This window comes from Amycolatopsis sp. WAC 01416, from assembly GCF_003947485.1.
Lineage (GTDB): Bacteria > Actinomycetota > Actinomycetes > Mycobacteriales > Pseudonocardiaceae > Amycolatopsis.
This window is the reverse complement of the sequence record NZ_QHHX01000012.1, coordinates 223,252-245,185: the sequence shown is the minus strand read 5'-3', so window position 1 is coordinate 245,185 and position 21,934 is coordinate 223,252. Positions and strand designations below refer to the sequence as shown.

Sequence of the window (21,934 nt, the reverse complement as noted above, 5' to 3'; positions counted from 1 at the left end):
TGCGTCTCATGCTTGCCTCGACCGAATTGGCGCTGCTACGCCGCCTCGCGCACGAGCAATCCTCGTGCCGCGCCCCGTCCATCGTCGCCGCCGTCGTCCGCGACGGCGAAATCGCCTGGTCCGGAGGACGCGGACGCGTCGACGGCGAGACACCCGGCGACAACACGCAGTACCGCCTCGGCTCGATCACCAAGACACTCGTCGCGACGGCCGTCATGCGGCTGCGCGACGAAGGCAAGCTGGACCTCAACGACCCGCTCGAACAGCACCTTCCCGGCACCGCGTTCGGCTCGGCCACCATCGCGCAACTGCTCTCCCACACCTCGGGCCTGACCGCGGAATCGCCCGGTTCCTGGTGGGAGCGCACGGTCGGCGCCGACTGGGACGCGCTCGTCGAGAGCCTCAAGGACGGCGCGACGCGGCTGCGGCCGGGCAGCAAGTTCCACTACAGCAACGTCGGTTACGGCGTGCTCGGCGAGCTGGTCGCCCGGCACCGCGGGCAGTCCTGGCTCGACGTCATCCGCGCCGAGATCCTCGGCCCGCTCGGCATGACCCGGACCTCGCCGCATCCCGAAGGCGCACACGCGAACGGGTTCGCCGTGCACCCCTTCGCCGACCTCCTCATGCCGGAACCGTCGCCGGATGCCGGCGCGATGGCGCCCGCCGGGCAGCTGTGGTCGACGATCACCGACCTCGCCCGCTGGACGGCGTTCCTCGGCGGCCACACCGGTGGCGTGCTGAGCGAGCAGACCGTCGCGGAGATGCGCGAAATGGTCACCGTGGACGACGGCGACGCTTGGACCACCGGATTCGGCCTCGGTGTCATGCTGGTCCGCACCGAGGGCAGGCGGCTGGCCGGGCACACCGGGTCGATGCCGGGCTTCCTCGCCTGCTCGCTGGTCGACGCGAACGCGGGTATCGGCGCGCTGGTGCTGACGAACTCGACGGCGGGCGTCGGCATCACGCAGCTGTGCCTCGACCTGATGAACCTGACCGAACAGCACGAGCCGTCCATGCCCACGGAATGGCAACCGTCCACTGTGGACCCGAAGCTGCTGGAGCTGACCGGGCTGTGGCACTGGGGCCCGACGCCGTACCACCTGCGCCTGCTCCCTGGCGGCCTGTTCTCCCTCGCGCCGACCGATGGTGCCGGCCGCGCGTCGCGGTTCGCGCCCGTCGGAGAAGACACCTGGGTCGGCCTCGACGCCTACTACGCGGGCGAAACGCTGCGGGTCGGGCGGGACTCGGCGGGGAAGCCGAACCATCTCGACCTCGCGACGTTCATCTTCTCGCGGACGCCGTTCGACCCGGCCGCGCCCATCCCCGGCGGCGTCGACCCCGACGGCTGGCGCTGACCGGTCCAGCGGGTCGTGAGTGGCGATTCGGGTTAGAACACGAATCGCCACTCACGACCACGTCAAGCGGCCGGGGTGTGCCCGACCGCGACGCCGACGGCAGCGATGAAGTTGCGGGCGATGCGCTTGCCCTCACCCCAGTCGACGAAGCCGAACTTGAGGCTCGTCTGGATCGCCAGGCCCGAACCCTCCGTCGTCCGCTCGACCTTCACCGTGACCGTCTGGCCGTAGCTGAGCCAGCCGAGCTTGGTCGAGAAGGTGACGTAGCCCGCCGCCGCGTCGTAATACGGGGCCTGCCCCTTGACCGCGTCGACTCCGTGGGGAAGGGCCTGCCACAACGCCTCGGGGGACACCGGGAATCGTTCGTGCACTGTCGCCATGAGGCGAGAAGCTACCCGGCGGCCGGCGCCAAGGGGAGCCGGTCCGCCGATCCCACATCCCGGACACGCGGCACCGACTGTCAGCAGGGCCGTCCCGACCTGAGAGACTGGCCTCATGACCGACGCACCTGAGTTGACCCTCCCCGCGGACCTGAAGCCTGCCGATGGCCGCTTCGGCTGCGGACCGTCCAAGGTCCGTGACGAGCAGCTCGCCAACCTGGCGAAATCCGGTGCCACCTACCTCGGCACCTCGCACCGCCAGAAGCCGGTGAAGTCCCTCGTCGGCCGCGTGCGTGCGGGTCTGTCCGAATTGTTCTCCCTGCCCGAAGGCTACGAAGTGGTCCTCGGCAACGGCGGGACGACCGCATTCTGGGACGCCGCCGCGTTCGGGCTCGTGCGGGAACGTGCGCAGCACTTCACCTACGGCGAGTTCTCCTCGAAGTTCGCCACGGTCACCAAGGGCGCCCCGTTCCTCGCCGACCCGATCGTCGTCAAGGCCGACCCGGGCAGCGCGCCCGAGATCGCCTACGAGCCCGGTGCCGACCTGGTCGGCTGGGCGCACAACGAGACCTCGACCGGTGTCGCGGTGCCGGTCCACCGCCCCGAAGGCAGTGAAGGTGCCCTCGTCGCCATCGACGCCACCTCCGGTGCGGGCGGCCTGCCGGTCAAGGCCGAGGACTTCGACGTCTACTACTTCGCGCCCCAGAAGTCCTTCGCCTCCGATGGTGGCCTCTGGATCGCGCTGGCCTCGCCCGCCGCGGTCGAGCGCATCGGCGAGATCGGCGCGAGCGACCGCTGGATCCCCGAGTTCCTGTCGCTGACCACCGCGCTCGACAACTCCCGCAAGGACCAGACGTACAACACCCCCGCGGTGTCGACGCTGTTCCTGCTGGCCGACCAGATCGAGTGGATGAACTCGAACGGCGGTCTCGAGTGGACGACCGCGCGCACGCGCGACTCGTCGACCCGGCTGTACGAATGGGCCGAGAAGACCAGCTACACGACGCCGTTCGTCAGCGACCCGTCGCTGCGCTCGCAGGTCGTCGGCACCATCGACTTCGCCGACGAGGTGGACGCCTCGGCGGTCGCGAAGGTGTTGCGCGCCAACGGGATCGTCGACACCGAGCCGTACAGGAAGCTGGGCCGCAACCAGCTGCGCGTCGGCCTGTTCCCGGCCATCGACCCGGACGACATCACGAAGCTGACCCAGAGCATCGAGTACGTCGTCGAGCGCCTGGGCTGAGCTAGCTAGCTGTCCGTGAAGGCCTCCTTAAGGGACCCAGAGTCCCTCAAGGAGGCCTTCACGGATTTGTGGCAGATCGCGGCCAGCAGCAGCAAGAGGCCGTACAGCACGAAGGATTCCGTCGCCAGCCACCAGCCGAAACTCCCGGCGGGCCGCGGCGCGAGCCACATCGGCGCGATCACGAACAGCGCCACCGTCACGGCCGCGAGCAGGTAGGAAACGATCGACCGGGTCCAGACCAGCAGCACGAGGATCGGCACGCACCAGATCCAGTGGTGGGTCCAGGACACCGGCGAGACCAGCAGCCCGCCGATCGCGCACGCCGTCAGCGCGAACACCGGCTCCGCGACGCGCACGATCACGAACGCGGTCAGCGCGACCACCACCACCGCGGCCAGCACCCACACGGCGTCCTCCGCCGAGCCGAGTCCGAACCGCGCGAGCATCCCGCGCAGCGATTGGTTCCCGACATAGCCGCGATCGCCGATGCGGCCGGTGTCGAAGAGGATGTTCGTCCAGAACTTCGCGGACGCGTCCGGCGCGACCAGGAACATCAGCGCGCCCGCGCCGAGGAACCCGGCCACGACCCGTGCGGACGAGCGGAAGTCCTTGCGGAACAAGAAGAACAGGATGAAGAAGGCCGGGGTCAGCTTGATCGCCGCGGCGACGCCGATCAGCAGGCCCTTGGTCCGCGCGCGGCCAGGGAGCAGGGCGTCGAGGACGACCATCAGCATCAGGAGGGTGTTGATCTGGCCGAAGCCGAGCGTCGAGCGGACCGGTTCCATGATCCCGCCGACGGCCTGCGCCCCGATCGCCGCCAGTACGGCGATGGCGCGGCCACGGACGTTCGCACGGTCGGTGAGCGAGCCGTTGAGCGTCGCGACGAAGAGGTAGACGACGATCCCGCCCGCGATGATCGACGCGAGCCCGACCAGCCTCGTGGCCAGCGCGGCGGACAGCAGCGTGCCGGGCAGGAACACCGCGGCCGCGAACGGTGTGTAGGTGAAGGGCAGCCAGCCCCCGTGCGTCTGCACCCACGTGCCGTACAGGTCGCCCGAGTCGACGAGGAGCCGCGCGCCGCCGATGTAGACCTCGAGGTCCTGGCCGTCGAACACCTTGAACGCGAACAGCACGCCGACCACGACGGTTTCGAGCGCGATCAACGCCCCCGCGAGTTTCCGCCCCGACAATCCCACCAGCACCCGGCGAGATTACCCACCGCTACCTCGCAATTCGGCACCTGGTTGCGGTAGTACGCGATGCGCACCGTCGCAACCAGGTGCCGAATTGCGTGGTCAGGCGAGCGCTTGGGTCGGCGGGAGCCGGGCGGCGCGCATCGCCGGATAGGCGCCGGCGACGGCACCGACCAGTGCCGAGACCCCGACCCCGCCGAGCAGGGCGCTGACGGGGAGCACCGCCGGCCAGCCTTGGCTCAGCGCGTACCCGGCCGTCACCAGCACGCCGACCAGGACCCCGGCGATCCCGCCGAGCCCGGACAGCAGCACCGACTCGGCCAAGAACTGACCTCTCACCTGCCGTTTCGTCGCGCCGAGCGCGCGGCGGAGGCCGATCTCGCGGCGCCGCTCCAGCACCGAGATCACCATCGTGTTGGCCACCCCGACGCCGCCGACCAGCAACGCCACCCCACCGAGCCCGAGGAACAACGCGCTGTAGGTGTTCTCCGTCAGCTTCTGCGCCTCCAGCGCCTCCGACGGACGACGCACCTCGACCTCGTTCGGCGCCTGCGGGTTCATCGTCTGCGCGAGCACCGAACGCACGTTCTCGACCTGCGAGTCCTTCGCCCGGACGTACACGGTGGTCGGATGCCCCTCGAAGCCAAGGAGCCGCTTGGCGACGTCCCAGCCGACCAGCGCCGACCGCTCGATCTCGGGCGCCAGCGGGGTCGGCCCGAGAATGCCGCCCACGGTGAACCACTGACCGCCGATGAACACCTGCGGTGGCTTGGCCGGATCGATGTGATCGATCCCGAGCCGCGCGGCCGCGACCGAACCCAGCACGGTGACCGGGTAGTCGCGGGTCGCGTCACGGAGGAACCGCCCGGTGCGGACGGCGCCGCCGATGACGTCGAGGAGATCCGGCGTCGCCGCGTAGACCGAGAGGCCGGACGTCTCGTCCTTGGCGATCTTGTCCGTGCGCCGCACGGTCCCGTCGGTGGTGCCGGTCGCGGACGCCGCGGTCACCGGGGCGATCCGCTTGGCCATCGGCACCGCGCTGTCCGGCAACGTCGCGTCACCACCGAACATCGTCTTGCCCGGCCCGGCCGAAAGCAGGTTCGTGCCGAGCGCGGCCAGCTGGTCTTGCAACGCCTTCGCACCCGACGCCGGAATCGCGAGCACCGCCACCATCGCGGCGATCCCGATCCCGATGCCGAGCGCGGACAGCACCGCGCGCATCGGCCGCGTCCGCATCCCGTGCGCGCCGAGGGTCAGCACGTCGCGCGGGCCGAGCCTGGCCGGATTCGGTGTCGGCGTCTTGTCGAGGACGGGTGCGCTCACACCAGCACCCCCGTCCCGGTGTCGAGCCGGATCCGGCCGTCGCGCAGCTCGATCCGCCGCGGGATGCCCGCCGCGATCTCCCGGTCGTGCGTGATGATCACGACCGTCGTCCCCTGCGAGCTCAACGTGGCGAGCAGGTTGAGGATCGCCGCGCCGTTGCCCGTGTCGAGGTTCCCGGTCGGCTCGTCCGCCAGCAGGATCGACGGCGAGTTGACGACCGCCCGCGCGATCGCCACCCGCTGCCGTTCCCCGCCGGAGAGCTCGTTCGGGAAATGGCCGGCCCGATGCGCGAGGCCGACCCGGTCGAGCGCGGCCAGCGCCCGTTCGTGCCGTTTCCGCCGCGGCACCCCCGCGTATAGCAGCCCCGTCGCGACGTTGTCGACCGCGCTCACCCCCTCGCTGAGGAAGAACTGCTGGAACACGAACCCGATCCACCGGGACCGCAACGCGGAAAGCTTGCGGTCGGGCAGTTTCGCCACGTCGTTCCCGCGCAGTTCGATGACGCCGCTGGTCGGCCGGTCGAGCGTGCCCATCAGCTGCAGCAGCGTCGACTTGCCGGAGCCGGACGGGCCGACGATGGCGACCATCTCCCTGTCCTCAATGGACAGTGACACCTCGTGCAGTGCCCGCACCCCGCCGGGATAGGTGCGGGAGGCGCCGCGCACGTCCAGCACCGGGGTCATGAGGTCGTCACCACCCGCATCCCGGCGGCGAGGCCGGTGCCGGTGATTTCGACGCGGCCGCCGGAGAACAGACCGGTCTTCACCGCGATGAGGCGCCGGTTGCCGCCTTCGTCGACCTCGACGGCGTACCCACCTTCGGCGAGCGCGAGCAGTGCTCCGACGGGAACCGCCAGGACTCCACTGTGGACTTCCTTGGTGAACCGCACCGAGACGGGCGTCGAATCGAGCGATCCCGCCGCGGCCGGATCGTCCAGCTTGATCTTCACCTTGATCTTCGGCTTGCCGTCGTCCTGCCCGGCGCCGTCCTTGCCGGTTTCCGCGACCTTGCCGACCTCGGCGATCACCCCGGTCGTGCTCTTGCCGCCGGTGATGTCGACCCCGACCTTGTCCCCTTCCTTCGCGATGGCCTGCTTGGCGGCGTCGAGCTTGACCTCGACGAGACGCTCGGTGCCGGTGTACTTCAGGAGTTCGCCGCCTCCCGGGCCGCCGAGCTGCGCGGCGACCTGCGAAACCCGGATCGCGCCGAGCGCGAAGACGGCGTCGCCCTGGCCGAAGGTGCCGGTCTGCTCGACGCCCAGCGACTTCTGCCATTTCTTGATCGCGGCGGTGGTGGCCGAGGTGAACTTCTTGTCCGGTGTACCGAAACCGCCGAAACCGAGCGCCTTCAGGTTCTCTTCCAGCTGCTTGACGTCCGGGCCGTCCGCGGCCCCGTCCGCGAGGTCACGGAAGAACGGCAACGTGCCGTAGAACAACGGCACCGGTTTGGCGTCGACGCCGTACACGGTCTTCCCCCGGGTGTACACCGCACCCGTGTCCGGCAGGGCGGTGATGGTGCCCTGTTTCCGGCCGGCGAGGGCGTTTTCCGCGCCGTAGCCGAGAGTTCCGTTCGCCTCTTCCTCCTCCTGCATGTCGGTCTTCTCGACCTTCGCGGTCTCCACCGGTGGCGGCGCCTGCCCGACCTGCTGGGCCTCCGACGTGACCCTGGTCAGCACGACCACCGACATCGTCCCGACCACGACGGCGAGCACCGCCGCGATGATGAACCAGCGCGCCCGGCGGGAACGCCGTGCGCCGCCGGGTCCTTCGTGTTCGCTCATTTCGCCGGGGCCGCCCTCATGGTCATGCCGAGACCGCAGGCCTTCGCCGCTTCTTCGAACTTCTTGGGGTCACCCGTGTCCATCGTCATGGCGGCGCCCTTGCCGCTGGGGTCGGGGTCCGGGAAGTCGATGCCGTGCTCGCGCATGCACTTGGCTTCCTTGCGCATCTTGTCGAGCTCTTCCGGCGTGGGCGGCTTGATCTCGCCACCGTTCGGCAACAGCTTCCGGCAAGCGTCGCTCGCGGCCTTCATCTTGTTCTCGTCGGGCCTGCCTTCGCCCGCCTCGATGGAGATCATGCCCTTCCCGTCACCATTGGTCTGGGGATCCGGCATGTCGATCCCGTGCTCGCGCATGCACTTCGCGAAGTTGCGCATCTTGTCCTCGTCGGACACGTTGTCGGCCTGCTTCCCGTCACCGGCGGCGCCGGGAGCCGGCGGCGACGAGATCGAGGCGACCTTGTCGCCTCCGTCCCCGCCACCGCCGCAGCCGGCCACCAGCGCGAGGACCGCTCCGGCGATCAGTGCCGCCATCGGTCGTTTCCGCATCGCTGCTCCTTCGGTCGTCTTGCGCACCGATTTCTACGGAGAGGGCGATTCCGGCGCGGTAAGCGAAGTCGCTTATGCCGCGCTTACCGTCCCAATCAGCGGAACAAAGATCCGACCTATCTGCCGTCTTTACGGGTGAACCAGGCTACTCACGAGCCTTTTGGGGGTTCACATCGGATCTCTTGCTTCTTAGAGTCCCGACGTCCACACCTCATCGAGGAGGAGTGCATGAATCGCCGCAACCCACTCCGGGCCCTGGCGGCCCTTGTCGTCGCGACCACCGCCCTGGGCGTCCTGCCCGCGGCGGAAGCCGCGACGCTGCCGTCCGGACCAGGGACCGACCACGCCTACGACGACCCGTTCACCGCCGACCGGACGCGCTGGTGGCGCGACGACCGCTTCGGCCAGTTCATCCACTTCGGCGCGTACTCCCAGCTTCAAGGGAAGTACCAACGCCCCGATGGAAGCGTTTGCCAGGACGCCGAGTGGATCCAGCGGAACTGCCAGATCCCGCGCGCCGAATACGAGCAGATCGCCGCGAAGTTCAACCCGGCAGGGTTCGACGCGAACGCCATCGCGCAGTCGGCGAAGGACGCCGGGCAGAAGTACGTGGTGATCACGTCGAAGCACCACGAGGGCTACGCGATGTGGCCGACGAAGGTCAACAAGTTCAACCTCCGCGACCACTCGGCCTTCGACAAGAAGCGCGACATCCTCGCCGAACTGAAACGCGCGACGGCCGCGCGGGACGTCAAACTCGGTTTCTACTACTCGATCTGGGACTGGCACGATCCGGACTTCCCCGATCCGGCGACGTTCCCGAAGTACAAGGAGCGGATGTACGCCCAGCTCAAGGAACTCGTCGACAACTACCACCCGGCGGTGCTGTGGTTCGACGGCGAATGGAGCACCGACCGGCCCAACAACCCGTGGACCGAAAAGGACGGTGAGGAGCTGGAGGCCTACGTCCGAAGCCTCGATCCGTCCATTGTGGTCAACAACCGCGTCGGCAAACGCCGGGTGGTCGACGGCGACACGGGAACCCCCGAACAGGAGATCCCGGACAAACCCGTCGACGGGCAGCTGTGGGAGTCGTGCATGACCCTCAACGGCAGCTGGGGATACACCGATTGGGACCACAACTGGAAATCCTCGGCGGATCTGACCAGGAAACTGCTCTCGATCGCCGGCCGCAGCGGCAACTTCCTGCTCAACGTCGGACCCGATCGCAACGGCCGCGTGCCGCAGGAATCCATCGACAGACTGAAGCAGATGGGTCAGTGGCTGCGGACGAACGGTCACTCCGCCGCCGTCTACGGAGCGGGCGCGCCGGGGCTCGTCGCCGAACCGGGCTGGGGCGTCGTCAGCCGCCGTGGCGACAAGCTTTACGCGTCGGTGTTCGACTGGCCCGTTCCGGGCGGTTCGCTGACGCTCGACACGTTGGCGCCTTTCCGGGTTCGCGATGCGCGAGTGCTCGGCAGCCGTCAACACGTCCGGGTCGAGCAGTCGCCCGGAAGCGTGAAACTCACGCCGTCGGGCGGCCGGACGAACGACGTCGCGACCGTCATCGAACTGAGTGTCGAGCCGCTGCCGCAGGCACCCGCCGGACGCGGGGCCGGGCTGACCGCCGAGTACTGGCCGAACGCGGACTTCACCGGGACACCGACGGTGCGCCGGATCGAGCCGGGCGTGAACCACAACTGGAAGTTCACCGGCTCACCCGACGCGAAGATCCCGGCGGAGTCCTTCTCGTCGCGATGGAGCGGCCGCGTCACCGCGCGAGACACCGGGAAGTACACGTTCACCACGGTCTCGGACGACACCGTGCGGCTGTGGGTCGACGGGAAACTCCTGATCGACAACATCACCCCGCACGGCCCGGCTGTCGACAAAGCGACTCTGGACCTGGTCGCCGGGAAGTCGTACGCGATCCGGCTCGAACAGACCGAACGAGGCGGTGAAGCGTCGATGAAGCTGCTGTGGTCCAGTCCGAACACCCCCCAGCAGGTGGTCCCGGCGCGGCAGCTGCACCCGGCCGGTTGAGCGTTCGGTACCGGTGGTCGCGGGTCGGTACAGGTGGTCGTGAGTGGCAAGTCGCGTTCCAACCGTCTTTACCGCTCACGAGGGCTTGACCGGCTCGACACCAGTGACCTCGCCCTCCCGAGGTGTGAAGGTCGAGTTCCTCGGCTGAGCCGAGGGAAGGAGGCCTTCACGCGCCACTGTTGTGACTGCTGGTGCCTGTGGGGCCAAGGTGGTGATGCCCGAGTCCGTGGCTCTAACGACACTTACCACTCACGACCCACGCGACCCGGCGCTTATCCCGCGCTTACCCCCATCCGGGGCAGACTGGCCAGGTGAGAGTGCTGGTGGTGGAAGACGAGCGGCTCCTGGCGGACACGATCGCCGAGGGCCTGCGACGGTTCTCCATGGCCGTCGACGTCTGCTACGACGGCGCGCAGGCCCTGGACCGGGTGGGGGTGCACGGCTACGACGTCGTCGTGCTCGACCGGGATCTCCCCGTCGTGCACGGCGACGAGGTCTGCGCCGCGGTGATCAGGACCGGCGGCGAGGCGCGGGTCCTGATGCTGACCGCCGCGGCCGACGTCGACGACCGGGTCGCCGGGCTGGGTCTCGGCGCCGACGACTACCTGACGAAACCGTTCGCGTTCGCCGAACTCGTCGCGCGGGTGCAGGCGCTGTCGCGGCGCGCGCGGCCGGCATTGCCGCCGGTGCTGCAACGCGGCGGTGTCGTCCTCGACCTGCCGCGTCACCAGGCGTCCCGCGACGGCCGGTTCCTTCCGTTGTCCCCCAAGGAATTCGCGGTACTGGAGGTGCTCATGCGCGCCGAGGGGACCGTGGTCAGCGCGGAGGAACTGCTGGAGAAGGCGTGGGACGAACACGCCGACCCGTTCACGAACGCCGTCCGGGTGGCGATGATGACGTTGCGGCGCAAACTCGGTGAGCCGCCCCTGATCGACACCGTGCCCGGCGCCGGTTACCGGTTCGGGTCGTGAAACCGCTCCGGCTCTCCGTCCGCACCAAGCTGACGGCGCTCTACGGCGGCGCGTTCCTGATCGTCGGACTCGCCCTGCTCATCGTCAACTACCTGCTGGTGAGCTCGACGCTGCCGGATACTGCGGCGTTCGCGAGTGACGCGGCGGGCATCGCGGTGCAGCGCGCGTATCCCATGGACACGACGACCATCATGCCCGTGGAGCGAGCCCAGGCCACCCAGCTGGTCGCGACCTCGATCACCGAGTACCGCTCGGACGTCCTTTCGACGCTGCTGTGGCAATCGCTGGTGGCGCTAGCGATCGCCGGAGCGCTCGCGGTGCTGCTCGGCTGGCTGATGGCGAGCCGGGTGCTGCGGCCGCTGCACGCGATCACTTCGACCGCACGGAAACTCGAGGTCGAAAACCTCGACCGGCGCATCGATCTCGACGGCCCCGACGACGAACTCAAGGAACTCGCCGACACCTTCGACGGCATGCTCGACCGGCTCGCCGTGTCGTTCGACAGCCAGAAACGCTTCGTCGCCAACGCTTCCCACGAACTGCGGACCCCACTCGCGGTGCAGCGCACGCTGGTCGAGGTGGCGATGGCCGATCCCGACGTGAGCCCCGAGGTCCGGAAACTCGGCGAGCACCTGATCTACACCAACGAACGCAGCGAACGGATGATCGAGGGTCTGCTCGTGCTCGCCCGCAGCGACCGCGGCCTGGCGGCACGCGGCCCGGTCCGGCTGGACGAGGTCGCGGCGACGGTGATCCGGTCGGCGGCGGCCATGGCCGAGGAAGCGGGGGTCACCGTGGAGTCGAGGCTGCGGCCGCGGACGGTGTCCGGCGATCCCGTGCTGCTGGAGCGCCTGGTCACGAACCTCGTGCACAACGCGATCACCTACAACCGCAAGGGCGGCTGGATCCACGTCGACATCGGCGGCGACCCGGCGCTGGTGGTGCGCAACACCGGCCCGCAGGTGCCGCTGGACGCCGTACCCGCGCTGTTCGAGCCGTTCCGGCGGCTCTCGGGCGACCGGACCGGCGACTCTCGCAACGCCGGGCTCGGCCTGTCGATCGTCCGGTCCATCGCGAAGGCGCACGGCGGAACCGCGGGCGCGGAACCGGGCGGACGCGGCGGCGGACTCGTCGTCCGGGTGCGCCTTCCGTAGATTCCCCCGATCGTGACTGTGCGTGTCCGGCGCGTCACACGGCGGGCCGCCCGTCGCTCCCGCAGAATTCCCCTTGCCGTCATGAACAAAATAGTGAGCAGGACACATGACATCGGCGCGCCTCACACGTCAAGGCGACGCGCCGTTTTAACGTGGACACCCACAAAGGTGAAGAATCGGGGAGGCGAGAATGAGAGCGCTACGGGTGGTCGGGCTGCACGAGGACGGTAAGTCCATCGTGTGTGAAGACCCGGCGAGCCGCACGCGTTTCCTGCTCCCCGCGGATGAGAGGCTGCGAGCGGCGGCGAGGGGTGACATCACCCGCCTCGGCCAGATCGAGATCGAGTTGGAGAGCCAAATGCGGCCACGCGAGATCCAGGCACGAATCCGGGCCGGTGAGTCCGTGGAGCAGGTCGCGAGCAGCGCCGGCGTCACCGTGCAGCGCGTCGAGCGGTTCGCGTACCCGGTCCTGCTCGAGCGATCCCGCACCGCCGACCTGGCCCAGCGGGCGCATCCGGTCCGCGAGGACGGCCCCGACGTGCAGACGCTCGGCGAGGTCGTGGCGCACTCCTTCGGGCAGCGCGGGCACGACTACAGCCAGGCGACCTGGGACTCGTGGCGAGGCGACGACGGCAAGTGGGTCGTCGTGCTGAGCTGGAAGGCTGGCCGTTCGGACAACCGCGCGCACTGGTCGTTCTCGCCCGGCGCGCACGGCGGCACCGTGCAGGCCCTCGACGAGAACGCCGAAGTCCTGCTCAACCCCAACGCCTACCGCGCCCCGCGCACGGTCCGGGCGCTGGACCCCGGCAGGGAAGCGGTCATCCAGCCCACCCTTGACTCGGTACCCGACGAGCCGGTCGCGAAGGTGATCGACGCGCCCATCGCGGAACCCGAAGAAGATGTCGAGCCACAGCTTCCGGCTGACGAGCCGGAGGAAGTGGCCGAGCCCGCTCCACGGGCGAAGGGGAAGAAGAACCACCCCATCGTTCCATCCTGGGAAGACGTCCTTCTGGGCGTCCGATCACAACGAGGTTGAATTCGCACGTAATGGCCCCTTCCGGTGGAGGGGCCATTACGTGCGTCCAGGGACCTGCGCGATCAAGGATTTCGGCGCCACGAGGCAATACGCGTCGGTGACGATCCGCTCGATTTCGGCCCAGTCGACGTCGATGTCCAGCCGGACCCCGAGCCAGCCCCGATGCCCGACGTACGGCGGCCGGAAGAACCGTTCCGGCTCGGCGCCCACCAGTTCCTCCTGCGCCCCGGACGGCGCCGGGCACCAGAAGGCGACCTTGTCGGCGTGATGCCGGTCGGCGTACATGACGAACGTCTTCTTGCCGCGCACGAACCAGGTCGGCTCGCCGTGACTGAGCCGCTCGGAGGTCTCCGGAAGCGCGAGACACAGCCGTCTGAGTGAAACGAGCGGGTCACCGTCCATGGTCTCAGTATCCCCGGACAAGGACCGCGAACGCTGGCTGCTCGACCACTTGAGCGGCTCGGACGACGTCTGGATCAGCCTCAAGCACGCGAACCTCTCCGCCCGGCGTGTCGCGGCCGACTTCACCGATCCGAACGACCGGGTCCTCCTCCTGTTCATGGCGGCCCTTGCCGGTGCCATCCCGGCCGCTTTCACCACCAGCTTCTTCCCGCGCACCATCCGACTCGGCCGGCTCGCCCGGGAATTCCCGCCGACCTGGTGGTGCAAATCGCCGCGTACCACGGCTATGAGCTTTACGGGCAGTCTCCGACACAGATGGGCGGGCCGAGTCTCAAGTTCTACAAACGCGTGTGACTCGGTTACCCTCGGCGCCGGGGAGGGTGATCGATGCACTACTTGTCGGCGGACGGGATCCAGCCCGTCGAATTCGGTCTCGACTGGGCTTTCCGTCTCGGCACTTTGCGCTACCAGCGGTTCGACGGCCAACCCGTCGTCCATGTCTCCCCCGTCGAATGGGACCTGGATCCGCGGATCATCCGGCAGGCCGCATACGACCGCTTCTACGTCGAGATCCCGCCCCCCGACCCCAGCCTCCTCAGCTTTCAGTTCGCCCCGCAGGCCTTCCCCGGCACGCCGTTCTACGATTACCCGTCGTCCACCCCTGCTCCCTCAAGCGCACAGTGGTTGATGAAGAAGATCAACGGCGCCGACCAAGTGTGGATCAGCCTGCGGGACGCGAAGCTCAGCCGGCGGCAAGTCGCCGAATTCGCCGATCAGGGACGAATGGGAGTGATCGCGGAATTCGCCGACAGCAGTGACCGGCTCATGCACCTCGGCCGCACGCCGAACCCGCAACCTGGGAAACGACAGGGTTTCCGGCCGTATACGTCGGGTTTCTCCACCGCGCTCGCCGTGACGACGATGGCGCTGATGATCGCCGCGGGCACCGTCGGGGCCTACACCGACCATACCTGGCTGATCTTCGTCGTCCTGATCATCGGGCTGCCGTTGATGGTGTTCAGTGTCCGCTGGATGAGCCTCGTGCCGAGGAGCGTCCGGGCACGCTGGCTGGCCGCCGGATTCGATGGATCACGCTCGGTGCGCGTTCACCCGGACGTGTTCGGTTTCACCTCGGAACTCGTCGCGCAGATCGCCGCTTCCCGCGACTACTTCTACACCGCGTGGGACAGAAAACCGAACGGTCAACCGACGGAAATGGTGTTCGTCCGCGCGGACGCCGGAACATCCGGGGGAACTGGCATGAAGGATCGAACGTCGGACGGCATGACGTGAAATGGTCTTAGGCTGCCGATCAAGCCGTACCAAAGGGGGGTACATGAGCGGGTACACGGTGAAGATCGCCGAGCTGGGAAAGCTCATCGGCGATCTGGAAACCGGGGCCGACCGGATGGTGGACGCGAACAAGAAACTCTCCGGTGGGGGCGCGTGGGGAGCACTGGGCAACGAGGATCTCGCGAAATCCGGAATGGACTTCGAAGAAGCCTGGGAATTCGGCATCGGCAGGCTGGGTGAGGCCGCGGAAGGCGTCACCGAAAGGCTGAAGAAGGCCCAGCAGAAGTACCAGAAGATGGAAGAAGAGTTCGGCGGGGACCTGAACAAGTTCGCGGGGCTGATCCCCGACCCCGTCGACGGTCCCCAGGGCGGCGGCACACCGAAACCCGGGGGCGCGCCCGACCCTTCACCGCGATTCCCGCTCGGCGACGACGGCGGCCCGGTCGGCGGCGGTTACACCGGGGGCATCACCGACATCCTCGGAGGTGGCCGGTGACCGGGAACCACTACCCCGCACTCGGCTTCGACCCGGCTCCCGGCGACGTCGGAGGCGTCGGCGACCTGGCCGAGAAATACCGCGCGGTCAGCCGTGACCTCGCCGAGGCCGACACCATGCTGCGCCAGATCGTCACGAAGCAGGGAATCTGGACCGGCGAGGCCAGCGAGGCCTTCACTCGGCGCCTGGGGCCGCTGCCCGAGTACCTCGACGGCGCGGCGCGCTCGATGGCGCAGGCCGCGTACGCACTCGATGGCTGGACACACGACCTCGGGGAGATGCAGCGCCGAGCAGCCGATCTCGAGCGGCAGGCCAAGGCCGCCGCCCAAGCGGCCGAGCAGGCTCGTGCCAATCCCGACTTCGCGCTGGCGAACCGGACGTTCACCGACCAGGAGTCCTTGCAGATCGCGCAGACTCTTCTCGACAACGCCGGACGACAGCTCCAGGCGGCCATCGACGGCTGCACGAAAATTCAGGACGCCGCGAAGAAGCTGCTCGAACAGCACACTTCGGCCGCCGCCCGGGTCGCGGACCTGCTCCGAAAGGCGAAAGACCTAGCTCCCGACGAGCCCGATCTGCTGGACGACGTCGTCGACGCGGTCACCGGAGTCGTGACCGGCCTCGTGAACACGACCGCCGACGTGGTGGACGCGGCATGGGACGTCGTGCAGGACAATGCCGAGTTGCTGTCCAAGATGTCCGATGTCATGGGGGATATCGGCAATCTGCTCGGCGTCGCCAGCGATGTCATACCACCTCCCGTCGGCGAGATCACCAGCATCGTCGCGGCGGGCTTCGGAGTGGCGGCCTTGGGCGGGCATTCCGTGGCGAAGGCTGCCGGCGCGGACGTCGCACCCGAGACCCTGACCTTCGACCTGATCGGCGCGGGAACCTCCTTGGCAGGGCTCATCCCCGGCAATTCCGCTACGGCGACCAAGATGGCCACCCTCGCCGGGCTCGCCGGTTACGGCGCTCTCGGAGTCCAGACCGGCATGGACACCGCGGGGGAAATCCAAGGACGCAAGTTCGAAGGGCCGATCGACGACTTCAAGAACTATTGGTGGCCCAAGGACGGCGCCCAGTGGGCCATGGCCGGTTCTTCGGTCATCTTCGGCGGGGCACCGCTGGCCGCGGTGGCGATGGGCAACGCCATCGAGCAAGGCGCGGCGGAGGATCGCAAGAACGCTCAGGAGCGCGCCGAAGACAAGGCGTGGAACTGATGAACACGACCGCTCTCCAGCTCGACCTGCCGCCCGGCTTCACCGGGATGCCGGTGACCGAAAACGACACGATGAACGCGCGATTCGCACTGGGTGTCAGCGAAAAGGCCGCCGTGCACACCGGGCGATCCACCGAGGACTTCGCCGCCGCGTTGCTGACGCTGACTCCCGAGCTGAAGTCGAACGGAGTGCGGGTCTTCGGCAAGTTCGCCGCCGGCGACAGCCCCGAATACCTGGCCACACTGTCGCTGGCTGTGCTGCGCTGGCCGGATGCCGACACGGAGATGCTGACCTTGCGGCGCAACGCGGTGGCCGAGGCCTTGCTGGACGTCCACCGGAAGAAGCATCCGCTGGCCGACGCCCGCGTGATCCGATTGCCGATCGGGCCGGCGATGGCCGCTGTCGAGGCGGGCGAGTACCGTCTGCCGCCCGAGTTCACCGGCCGCCCGACGGAGAACATCCGTGCCCAGGCCAAGGTGGAGTACCAGATCCCGCTGCCCGACAGTGATTATCTGGCTGTCCTGGTGGTCACCGCGGAATCGGAAACTGGATGGCCCGCGGTCGCCGAAGCCGCGTCACGAGTCGCGTACAGCCTTCGGCCGTCCCCCACGGAGGCATGATCATGGCGGAACTCAGCAATCCTCAGCTGATCGAAGAGATGCGCTGGCAGTTGCGCGAGATCGAAGCGCGCAAGGCCGAGAACGCCAAGGCGCTGGCCGGGCTCGCCGCGTCAGGTGGGGTGACCGAGGTGACCTCCCCCGACGAGACGGTGACGGTGACCGTCGGTCCCGGCGGCGTGATCGGCGAGGTCCGGCTCACCGACAAGGCGATGGGGTCGAGTGCGAGCGCGCTCGGCGCGGTCATCACGGCGACCATCCGGCGGGCGCTGACCGGGGAGCCCGCGCCCCGATCGAAGCGTGCTGCCCCCGCGGAGGACGAACACGACGAGCCGATCGACACCGTTTTCGATCTTTAGAAGACGACGATCAGTACGCCGATCCACGCGATCACGATTCCCGCGGCCGCGCCGAAGGACGCCCACCGCACGATCGGCACCCGCCGCGCGAGCCACAGCGAGGGCGTGATCCCGGCGGTGACGACGACGGACGCCAGCAGCGCGAGCCAGCCGTTGGTCTCGCGCGCGAGGGTGTTCGCCAGCGCCAGCATCGCCACGACGACCACGGCCGCGACGAACGCGGAGACGGTCAGCCCGGTCAGCCACGGCGTCGGTTCCCCGGCGGGGTCCGGTGTGCCGAAAAGCCGCCGCGCGAGTTCGCTGCGGGGCGCGGGGGGAGGCGGGTCGACGATCACGCCGTCGCCGGAGACGGGGTCGACGTACCGCACCGAGGTGCCCATCGTGGCGGCGACCCGCTGGGCGAGCTGGCGGCCTCGCTGGGAGACCACGGAAGCGGCCTCGGTGCCGGAGGAGCCGACGGCGGACGCGACGCGGGCCCATTCGTGCAACGCCTGCGCGAGATCCGAACCGATCGCGAGCGAATGCGGGTCCACCTCGTGCGCGCTGTCGCCGCCACGCCCGGCCAGCACCGCACGTCCCTCACGGATCCGCAATTCCATGGGTTCTCCTCGTCGCCTCGGGTGCTCACGATAGCGGTGGACGCGTCTCGTAGAACGCGATCGCGCCCGCCGTGGCGACATTCAGCGAATCGACGCCTTCTGGCATCGGGATCCGCACCGCGACGTCGGCGGCGGCGATGGCCTCGTCGGTCAGGCCGGGGCCCTCGGCGCCCAGCATCAGCGCCACCTTCCCCGGGGTCTGGTCGCGTAACTGGCGCAGCGAAACGGAATCCGCACGAGGGGTGAGGGCCGCGATACGGAAACCGCGTTCCCGCAGCAGTTCCAGATCACCGGGCCAGGATCCGACGGTGGTGAACGGCACGCGCAGGACGTGCCCCATCGAAACGCGGACGCTGCGCCGGTACAGCGGGTCCGAGCAACCGGCGCCGAGCAGGATCCCGTCGACCCCGAGCGCGGCCGCGTTGCGGAACAGCGAACCGAGATTCTCGTGGTCGCCGACGCCTTCGAGGACGGCGAGCACGCGTGCGCCGTCGATGACGTCCTCGACCGTCGGCGACGGGACCGGCCGGTCCGCGACGGCCAGTATCCCGCGATTCAGGTGGAAGCCGACCACTTCGGCCATCGTCTCGGCCGACGTCACATAGCCGGGGACGTCGGCGCGGGCCAGGTCGTCGCCCAATTCCCGGAACCGCCGTTCCACGCCGAGCAGGGCGCGGACCGGATAGCGGGAGTTGAGCAGCCGTTCGACCACGACGGTGCCTTCGGCGATCACGAAGCCACGCCCACCCGGCCTATCGGGCCGCCGATCGGCTGTGGACAAGTCGCGGAAATCGTCGAGCCGCGGGTCGTCACGGTCGTCGATGGTGATCAGTTCTGCCACGAGGAGAGTGTGTCATCCGCCCGCTGCGCGCCGTTTGCGTCCGATCGTCGACGGGTAGGTAGTACGAATGGACGTATTTTGCTGTCAGTTAACCCCTAGTGACAGAGAGCACCAGTTTGGCCGCTAGCCGGGCGGCTGCGATGCGTGAAACCGTTGGGCCGCCTGGCAGTCCCGCCTGGATCCCGCGGAGCGTGGCCAATGAGGAGCTCGACGAACATGGGTAAGAATCTTTCGGCGGACCCCTGTGAGCCGCAGGATCGCGGACGTTACCGCCGGAAGGTACAGCGCTGCCTCGACACCTTGGCCCGGATGCTCACCGATGGCAGTTTTTCCTTCCCGCGCAAGAATATCGGGCTCGAGGTGGAACTCAACCTCGTCGACGCGGAGCTGCGCCCGTCGATGACGAACACGACGGTGCTCGAGGCGCTGAACGACCCGTCGTTCACCACCGAACTCGGCCAGCACAACCTGGAGCTCAACGTGCCGCCGCGGCCGCTGGCCGGCGAGTCCGCGCTGCAATTGGAGGACGACCTCCACGCTTATCTGGGCGCCGCCTCGCGCAAGGCGGAGGAATCCGGCGCCTCGCTGGCGATGATCGGCATCCTCCCGACGCTGCGGCACGAGCATTTCGATCAGAAGTGGCTCACCAACAACGCCCGGTATTCGCTGCTCAACGACCGGATCTTCGCCGCGCGCGGCGAGCGCACCGTGCTCTCGATGGAGGGCGCGCCGCTGCCCGGCAGACAGCCGGAGCGGCTGCGCAGTTACTCCGAATCGATCCTTCCCGAGGCCGCCTGCACCTCCGTCCAGCTGCATCTTCAGGTGGCGCCGGAGGAGTTCGCGGCGCACTGGAACGCGGCACAGGCACTGGCGGGCGTCCAGATCGCGGTGGGCGCGAATTCGCCGTTCCTGCTCGGCAAGGCGCTCTGGCACGAGACGCGGATCCCGCTGTTCCTGCAGGCCACGGACACCCGGCCGGAGGAGCTGAAGAACCAGGGCGTGCGGCCGAGGGTGTGGTTCGGCGAGCGGTGGATCACCTCGATCTTCGACCTGTTCGAGGAGAACGTCCGGTACTTCCCCGGTCTGCTGCCCGAGACCGACCGCGAGGATCCGATCGAGGCGCTCGACTCCGGTCAGGCGCCGAAACTCACCGAACTGCGGATGCACAACGGCACCGTCTGGCGCTGGAACCGGCCGGTCTACGACGTCGTCGACGGCCTGCCGCATCTGCGGGTGGAGAACCGCGTGCTGCCCGCGGGCCCGACCGTCGTCGACATGGTCGCGAACGCCGCCTTCTTCTATGGCGCGCAACGGGCACTCGCCGAAGCCGACCGTCCAGTGTGGACACAGATGTCGTTCCAGGCGGCCGAGGAGAACATGTACGCGGGGGCGCGCCGGGGGTTCGACGCGCAGCTGTACTGGCCGGGGATCGGCTGGATCCCGCCGGACGAGCTGGTGCTGCGGGTCCTGCTGCCGCTGGCGCACGAGGGACTACGCCGATCGGATGTTTCGGACGAGGCGAGAGAGCGCTATCTGGGCATCATCGAGCAGCGGTGTCTCACCAGGCGGACCGGCGCGGCGTGGCAGCGGGAGTACGTCCTGCGCGCGGAGGAGCGCGGCGCCGAGCGGGAAACCGCGCTGAACCGGATGCTGGGCCGGTACCTGGAGCTGTCTGCCACGGAGACGCCGGTGCACACGTGGTCGCTTGAGGCTTAGAGTCATCTCCCAGGGAGGTGGCTCGTGCCCAAGATCATCGGCCGGTCGCTGGAGGAGCACCGGCGCGAGGTCCGCAGCAGGGTGTTCGACGTCCTGCGCGGGCAGCTGTACGAGCGCGGGTTCGACGCGATCACGCTCGCGGGTGTCGCCGCCGATGCGGGCCTCGGCCGCACGGCGATGTACAACCACTTTCCGGACAAGGAAAGCCTGCTGGTCGCCTTCGTCGAGGATGAGGCGACGCGGTACGTCGAACGGCTGACGGCGGCCGTCGCGACCGCGGACACCGCGGTCGAGAAGCTTTCGACGTTCGTCCGGCTGCAACTGCGGGTGCTGGCCGAGTACCACCTGCCGCCGGGGACGGCGCTCGCGTCGGCGCTGGCGCCCGCCGCGTACCGGCGGATCAGCGCGCACGCCGACCCCATCACCGGCCAGCTGCGCGAGATCCTCGCCGAGGGCGTCCCGGAGGAGGATCCCGACGTGCTGATCCCGATGATCACCGCCGCGCTCGGCAGCCGCCAGGTCGTCGACGTGCCACCCGAACGGCTGGACGACGCGATCGAGGGAGCGGTCCGATTCGTGCTCAGAGCGGTCGGGATGACGGAAGACTCGAAAAATTAGGGTAGCCTAACCCGCGATTGTGCCTTACGCTCTTTCTGACAGCATGTCAGATCGATGCTTGGAGGCTCTGTCCATGCCGGTGACCACCGACGTCGAATCCGGGCCGTTCTCCGCGACCCTGCGCGCCTCCACCTTGCCCGCCCACGAGCGGGCCAACCACTCCGAGTACATGAACGCGCTGCTCGGCGGCGAACTCTCGCTCGAGGGATACACCCGGCTGGCGATCCAGTACTACTTCATCTACCAGGCCATCGAGCAGGCCGCCGACAAGCTGGCGACGGACCCGGTGGCCGGCAAGTTCGTCTTCGAGGAACTGCGGCGGCTGCCGAACCTCGAACGCGACCTCGGACACCTCGTCGGCCCGGACTGGCGCGAGACCGTCCGCCCGCTGCCCTCCACCGAGCGGTACGCGCGGCGTGTCGCCGAGGCGTCGGACTGGTCCGGCGGGTTCGTCGCGCACCACTACACGCGCTACCTCGGCGACATCGCCGGCGGCCAGGTCATCCGGCGGCTGCTGGAGCGCAAGTACGAGCTCACCGACGCGGGTTCGCTGTTCTACCACTTCGACCAGGTCGGCAGCGCGCCCAAGTTCCGCGACAACTACCGCGAACAGCTGAACTCCGCGCCGTGGAGCGAGGACGAGCGCGCGCGGCTCATCGAGGAGGCGATCGTGGCCTTCGAGTGCAACATCGCGGTGTTCGACGAGCTGGCGAGCGAGTTGGACGCGTACCGGGCCGCTTGACCTCGTGA

23 protein-coding genes are annotated in these 21,934 nt (G+C 68.6%); 14 read left to right on the top strand and 9 right to left on the bottom strand.

Going from position 1 to position 21,934, the window contains the following annotated elements:
* Nucleotides 1-8 precede the first annotated feature (8 nt).
* Nucleotides 9-1,355, top strand: coding sequence for a serine hydrolase (locus DL990_RS35870; protein ID WP_125781993.1), 1,347 nt, complete (start codon nucleotides 9-11; stop codon nucleotides 1,353-1,355).
* A gap of 62 nt (nucleotides 1,356-1,417) precedes the next feature.
* Here DL990_RS35870 and DL990_RS35865 read toward each other — a convergent pair whose 3' ends face one another.
* A complete protein-coding gene (locus DL990_RS35865; RefSeq protein ID WP_125781995.1) occupies nucleotides 1,418-1,735 on the bottom strand; it encodes a hypothetical protein in 318 nt (105 codons plus the stop codon).
* Nucleotides 1,736-1,850: 115 nt separating this feature from the next.
* Between DL990_RS35865 and serC the strand changes: the two genes are divergently transcribed.
* On the top strand, nucleotides 1,851-2,978 hold the full coding sequence (gene serC / locus DL990_RS35860; RefSeq protein WP_125801354.1) for a phosphoserine transaminase: 1,128 nt from the start codon (nucleotides 1,851-1,853) through the stop codon (nucleotides 2,976-2,978).
* 5 nt (nucleotides 2,979-2,983) lie between these two features.
* Here serC and DL990_RS35855 read toward each other — a convergent pair whose 3' ends face one another.
* The 5 genes from DL990_RS35855 to DL990_RS35835 form a co-directional block, all read right to left on the bottom strand.
* Nucleotides 2,984-4,180, bottom strand: coding sequence for a glycosyltransferase 87 family protein (locus tag DL990_RS35855; protein ID WP_125801353.1), 1,197 nt, complete (start codon nucleotides 4,178-4,180; stop codon nucleotides 2,984-2,986).
* A gap of 93 nt (nucleotides 4,181-4,273) precedes the next feature.
* Nucleotides 4,274-5,494, bottom strand: a complete 1,221-nt coding sequence (locus DL990_RS35850; protein ID WP_125801352.1) for an ABC transporter permease — start codon at nucleotides 5,492-5,494, stop codon at nucleotides 4,274-4,276.
* Entirely contained in the window at nucleotides 5,491-6,177 is a 687-nt protein-coding gene (locus DL990_RS35845) for an ABC transporter ATP-binding protein (protein WP_125782003.1), read from the bottom strand. The genes DL990_RS35850 and DL990_RS35845 overlap by 4 nt, the downstream gene beginning before the upstream one ends.
* On the bottom strand, nucleotides 6,174-7,274 hold the full coding sequence (locus DL990_RS35840) for a peptidoglycan-binding protein (protein WP_125801351.1): 1,101 nt from the start codon (nucleotides 7,272-7,274) through the stop codon (nucleotides 6,174-6,176). Before DL990_RS35840 ends, DL990_RS35845 begins: the two co-directional genes overlap by 4 nt.
* Entirely contained in the window at nucleotides 7,271-7,819 is a 549-nt protein-coding gene (locus tag DL990_RS35835) for a hypothetical protein (RefSeq protein WP_125801350.1), read from the bottom strand. Before DL990_RS35835 ends, DL990_RS35840 begins: the two co-directional genes overlap by 4 nt.
* A 228-nt stretch (nucleotides 7,820-8,047) precedes the next feature.
* Between DL990_RS35835 and DL990_RS35830 the strand changes: the two genes are divergently transcribed.
* The 4 genes from DL990_RS35830 (at nucleotide 8,048) to sepH (ending at nucleotide 13,023) form a co-directional block, all read left to right on the top strand.
* Complete coding sequence (locus tag DL990_RS35830) at nucleotides 8,048-9,862, top strand: alpha-L-fucosidase (RefSeq protein ID WP_125801349.1); 1,815 nt, start codon at nucleotides 8,048-8,050, stop codon at nucleotides 9,860-9,862.
* A gap of 311 nt (nucleotides 9,863-10,173) precedes the next feature.
* Nucleotides 10,174-10,833, top strand: a complete 660-nt coding sequence (locus DL990_RS35825) for a response regulator transcription factor (protein ID WP_125782011.1) — start codon at nucleotides 10,174-10,176, stop codon at nucleotides 10,831-10,833.
* Nucleotides 10,830-11,987 carry an ATP-binding protein gene (locus DL990_RS35820; RefSeq protein WP_125782013.1) on the top strand — a complete coding sequence of 386 codons (1,158 nt, stop codon included), beginning with the start codon at nucleotides 10,830-10,832 and terminating at the stop codon, nucleotides 11,985-11,987. Before DL990_RS35825 ends, DL990_RS35820 begins: the two co-directional genes overlap by 4 nt.
* A gap of 190 nt (nucleotides 11,988-12,177) precedes the next feature.
* Nucleotides 12,178-13,023, top strand: coding sequence for a septation protein SepH (gene sepH / locus DL990_RS35815; RefSeq protein ID WP_125801348.1), 846 nt, complete (start codon nucleotides 12,178-12,180; stop codon nucleotides 13,021-13,023).
* Nucleotides 13,024-13,059: 36 nt separating this feature from the next.
* Here the strand turns inward: sepH and DL990_RS35810 are convergent, their stop codons facing one another.
* Nucleotides 13,060-13,425, bottom strand: coding sequence for an MmcQ/YjbR family DNA-binding protein (locus DL990_RS35810; RefSeq protein ID WP_125801347.1), 366 nt, complete (start codon nucleotides 13,423-13,425; stop codon nucleotides 13,060-13,062).
* Between the two features lie 387 nt (nucleotides 13,426-13,812).
* Between DL990_RS35810 and DL990_RS35800 the strand changes: the two genes are divergently transcribed.
* Genes DL990_RS35800 through DL990_RS35780 form a run of 5 tightly spaced genes read left to right on the top strand, consistent with a single transcriptional unit; the run spans nucleotide 13,813 to nucleotide 17,410 of the window.
* Entirely contained in the window at nucleotides 13,813-14,718 is a 906-nt protein-coding gene (locus DL990_RS35800) for a hypothetical protein (protein WP_125801346.1), read from the top strand.
* Between the two features lie 43 nt (nucleotides 14,719-14,761).
* Nucleotides 14,762-15,214, top strand: a complete 453-nt coding sequence (locus DL990_RS35795) for a hypothetical protein (RefSeq protein WP_125801345.1) — start codon at nucleotides 14,762-14,764, stop codon at nucleotides 15,212-15,214.
* On the top strand, nucleotides 15,211-16,434 hold the full coding sequence (locus DL990_RS35790) for a putative T7SS-secreted protein (RefSeq protein ID WP_125801344.1): 1,224 nt from the start codon (nucleotides 15,211-15,213) through the stop codon (nucleotides 16,432-16,434). The genes DL990_RS35795 and DL990_RS35790 overlap by 4 nt, the downstream gene beginning before the upstream one ends.
* Nucleotides 16,434-17,054, top strand: coding sequence for a hypothetical protein (locus DL990_RS35785; protein WP_125801343.1), 621 nt, complete (start codon nucleotides 16,434-16,436; stop codon nucleotides 17,052-17,054). The genes DL990_RS35790 and DL990_RS35785 overlap by 1 nt, the downstream gene beginning before the upstream one ends.
* Before the next feature lie 2 nt (nucleotides 17,055-17,056).
* On the top strand, nucleotides 17,057-17,410 hold the full coding sequence (locus tag DL990_RS35780) for a YbaB/EbfC family DNA-binding protein (protein ID WP_125801342.1): 354 nt from the start codon (nucleotides 17,057-17,059) through the stop codon (nucleotides 17,408-17,410).
* Here DL990_RS35780 and DL990_RS35775 read toward each other — a convergent pair.
* On the bottom strand, nucleotides 17,407-18,009 hold the full coding sequence (locus tag DL990_RS35775) for a DUF2537 domain-containing protein (protein WP_125782021.1): 603 nt from the start codon (nucleotides 18,007-18,009) through the stop codon (nucleotides 17,407-17,409). The genes DL990_RS35780 and DL990_RS35775 overlap by 4 nt on opposite strands.
* A 25-nt stretch (nucleotides 18,010-18,034) precedes the next feature.
* Entirely contained in the window at nucleotides 18,035-18,850 is an 816-nt protein-coding gene (locus DL990_RS35770; protein WP_125801341.1) for an RNA methyltransferase, read from the bottom strand.
* Between the two features lie 216 nt (nucleotides 18,851-19,066).
* On the opposite strand from DL990_RS35770, the gene DL990_RS35765 reads away from it, so the two are divergent.
* The 3 genes from DL990_RS35765 (at nucleotide 19,067) to DL990_RS35755 (ending at nucleotide 21,926) form a co-directional block, all read left to right on the top strand.
* Nucleotides 19,067-20,566 (top strand): glutamate-cysteine ligase family protein, encoded by a 1,500-nt coding sequence (locus DL990_RS35765; RefSeq protein WP_125782025.1) that lies wholly within the window; start codon nucleotides 19,067-19,069, stop codon nucleotides 20,564-20,566.
* Between the two features lie 24 nt (nucleotides 20,567-20,590).
* The gene (locus DL990_RS35760; RefSeq protein WP_125801340.1) at nucleotides 20,591-21,184 is read left to right on the top strand and encodes a TetR/AcrR family transcriptional regulator; all 594 of its coding nucleotides are present in this window, start codon (nucleotides 20,591-20,593) and stop codon (nucleotides 21,182-21,184) included.
* A gap of 73 nt (nucleotides 21,185-21,257) precedes the next feature.
* Nucleotides 21,258-21,926, top strand: coding sequence for a heme oxygenase (biliverdin-producing) (locus DL990_RS35755; RefSeq protein WP_125782029.1), 669 nt, complete (start codon nucleotides 21,258-21,260; stop codon nucleotides 21,924-21,926).
* The last annotated feature ends 8 nt before the right edge of the window (nucleotides 21,927-21,934 follow it).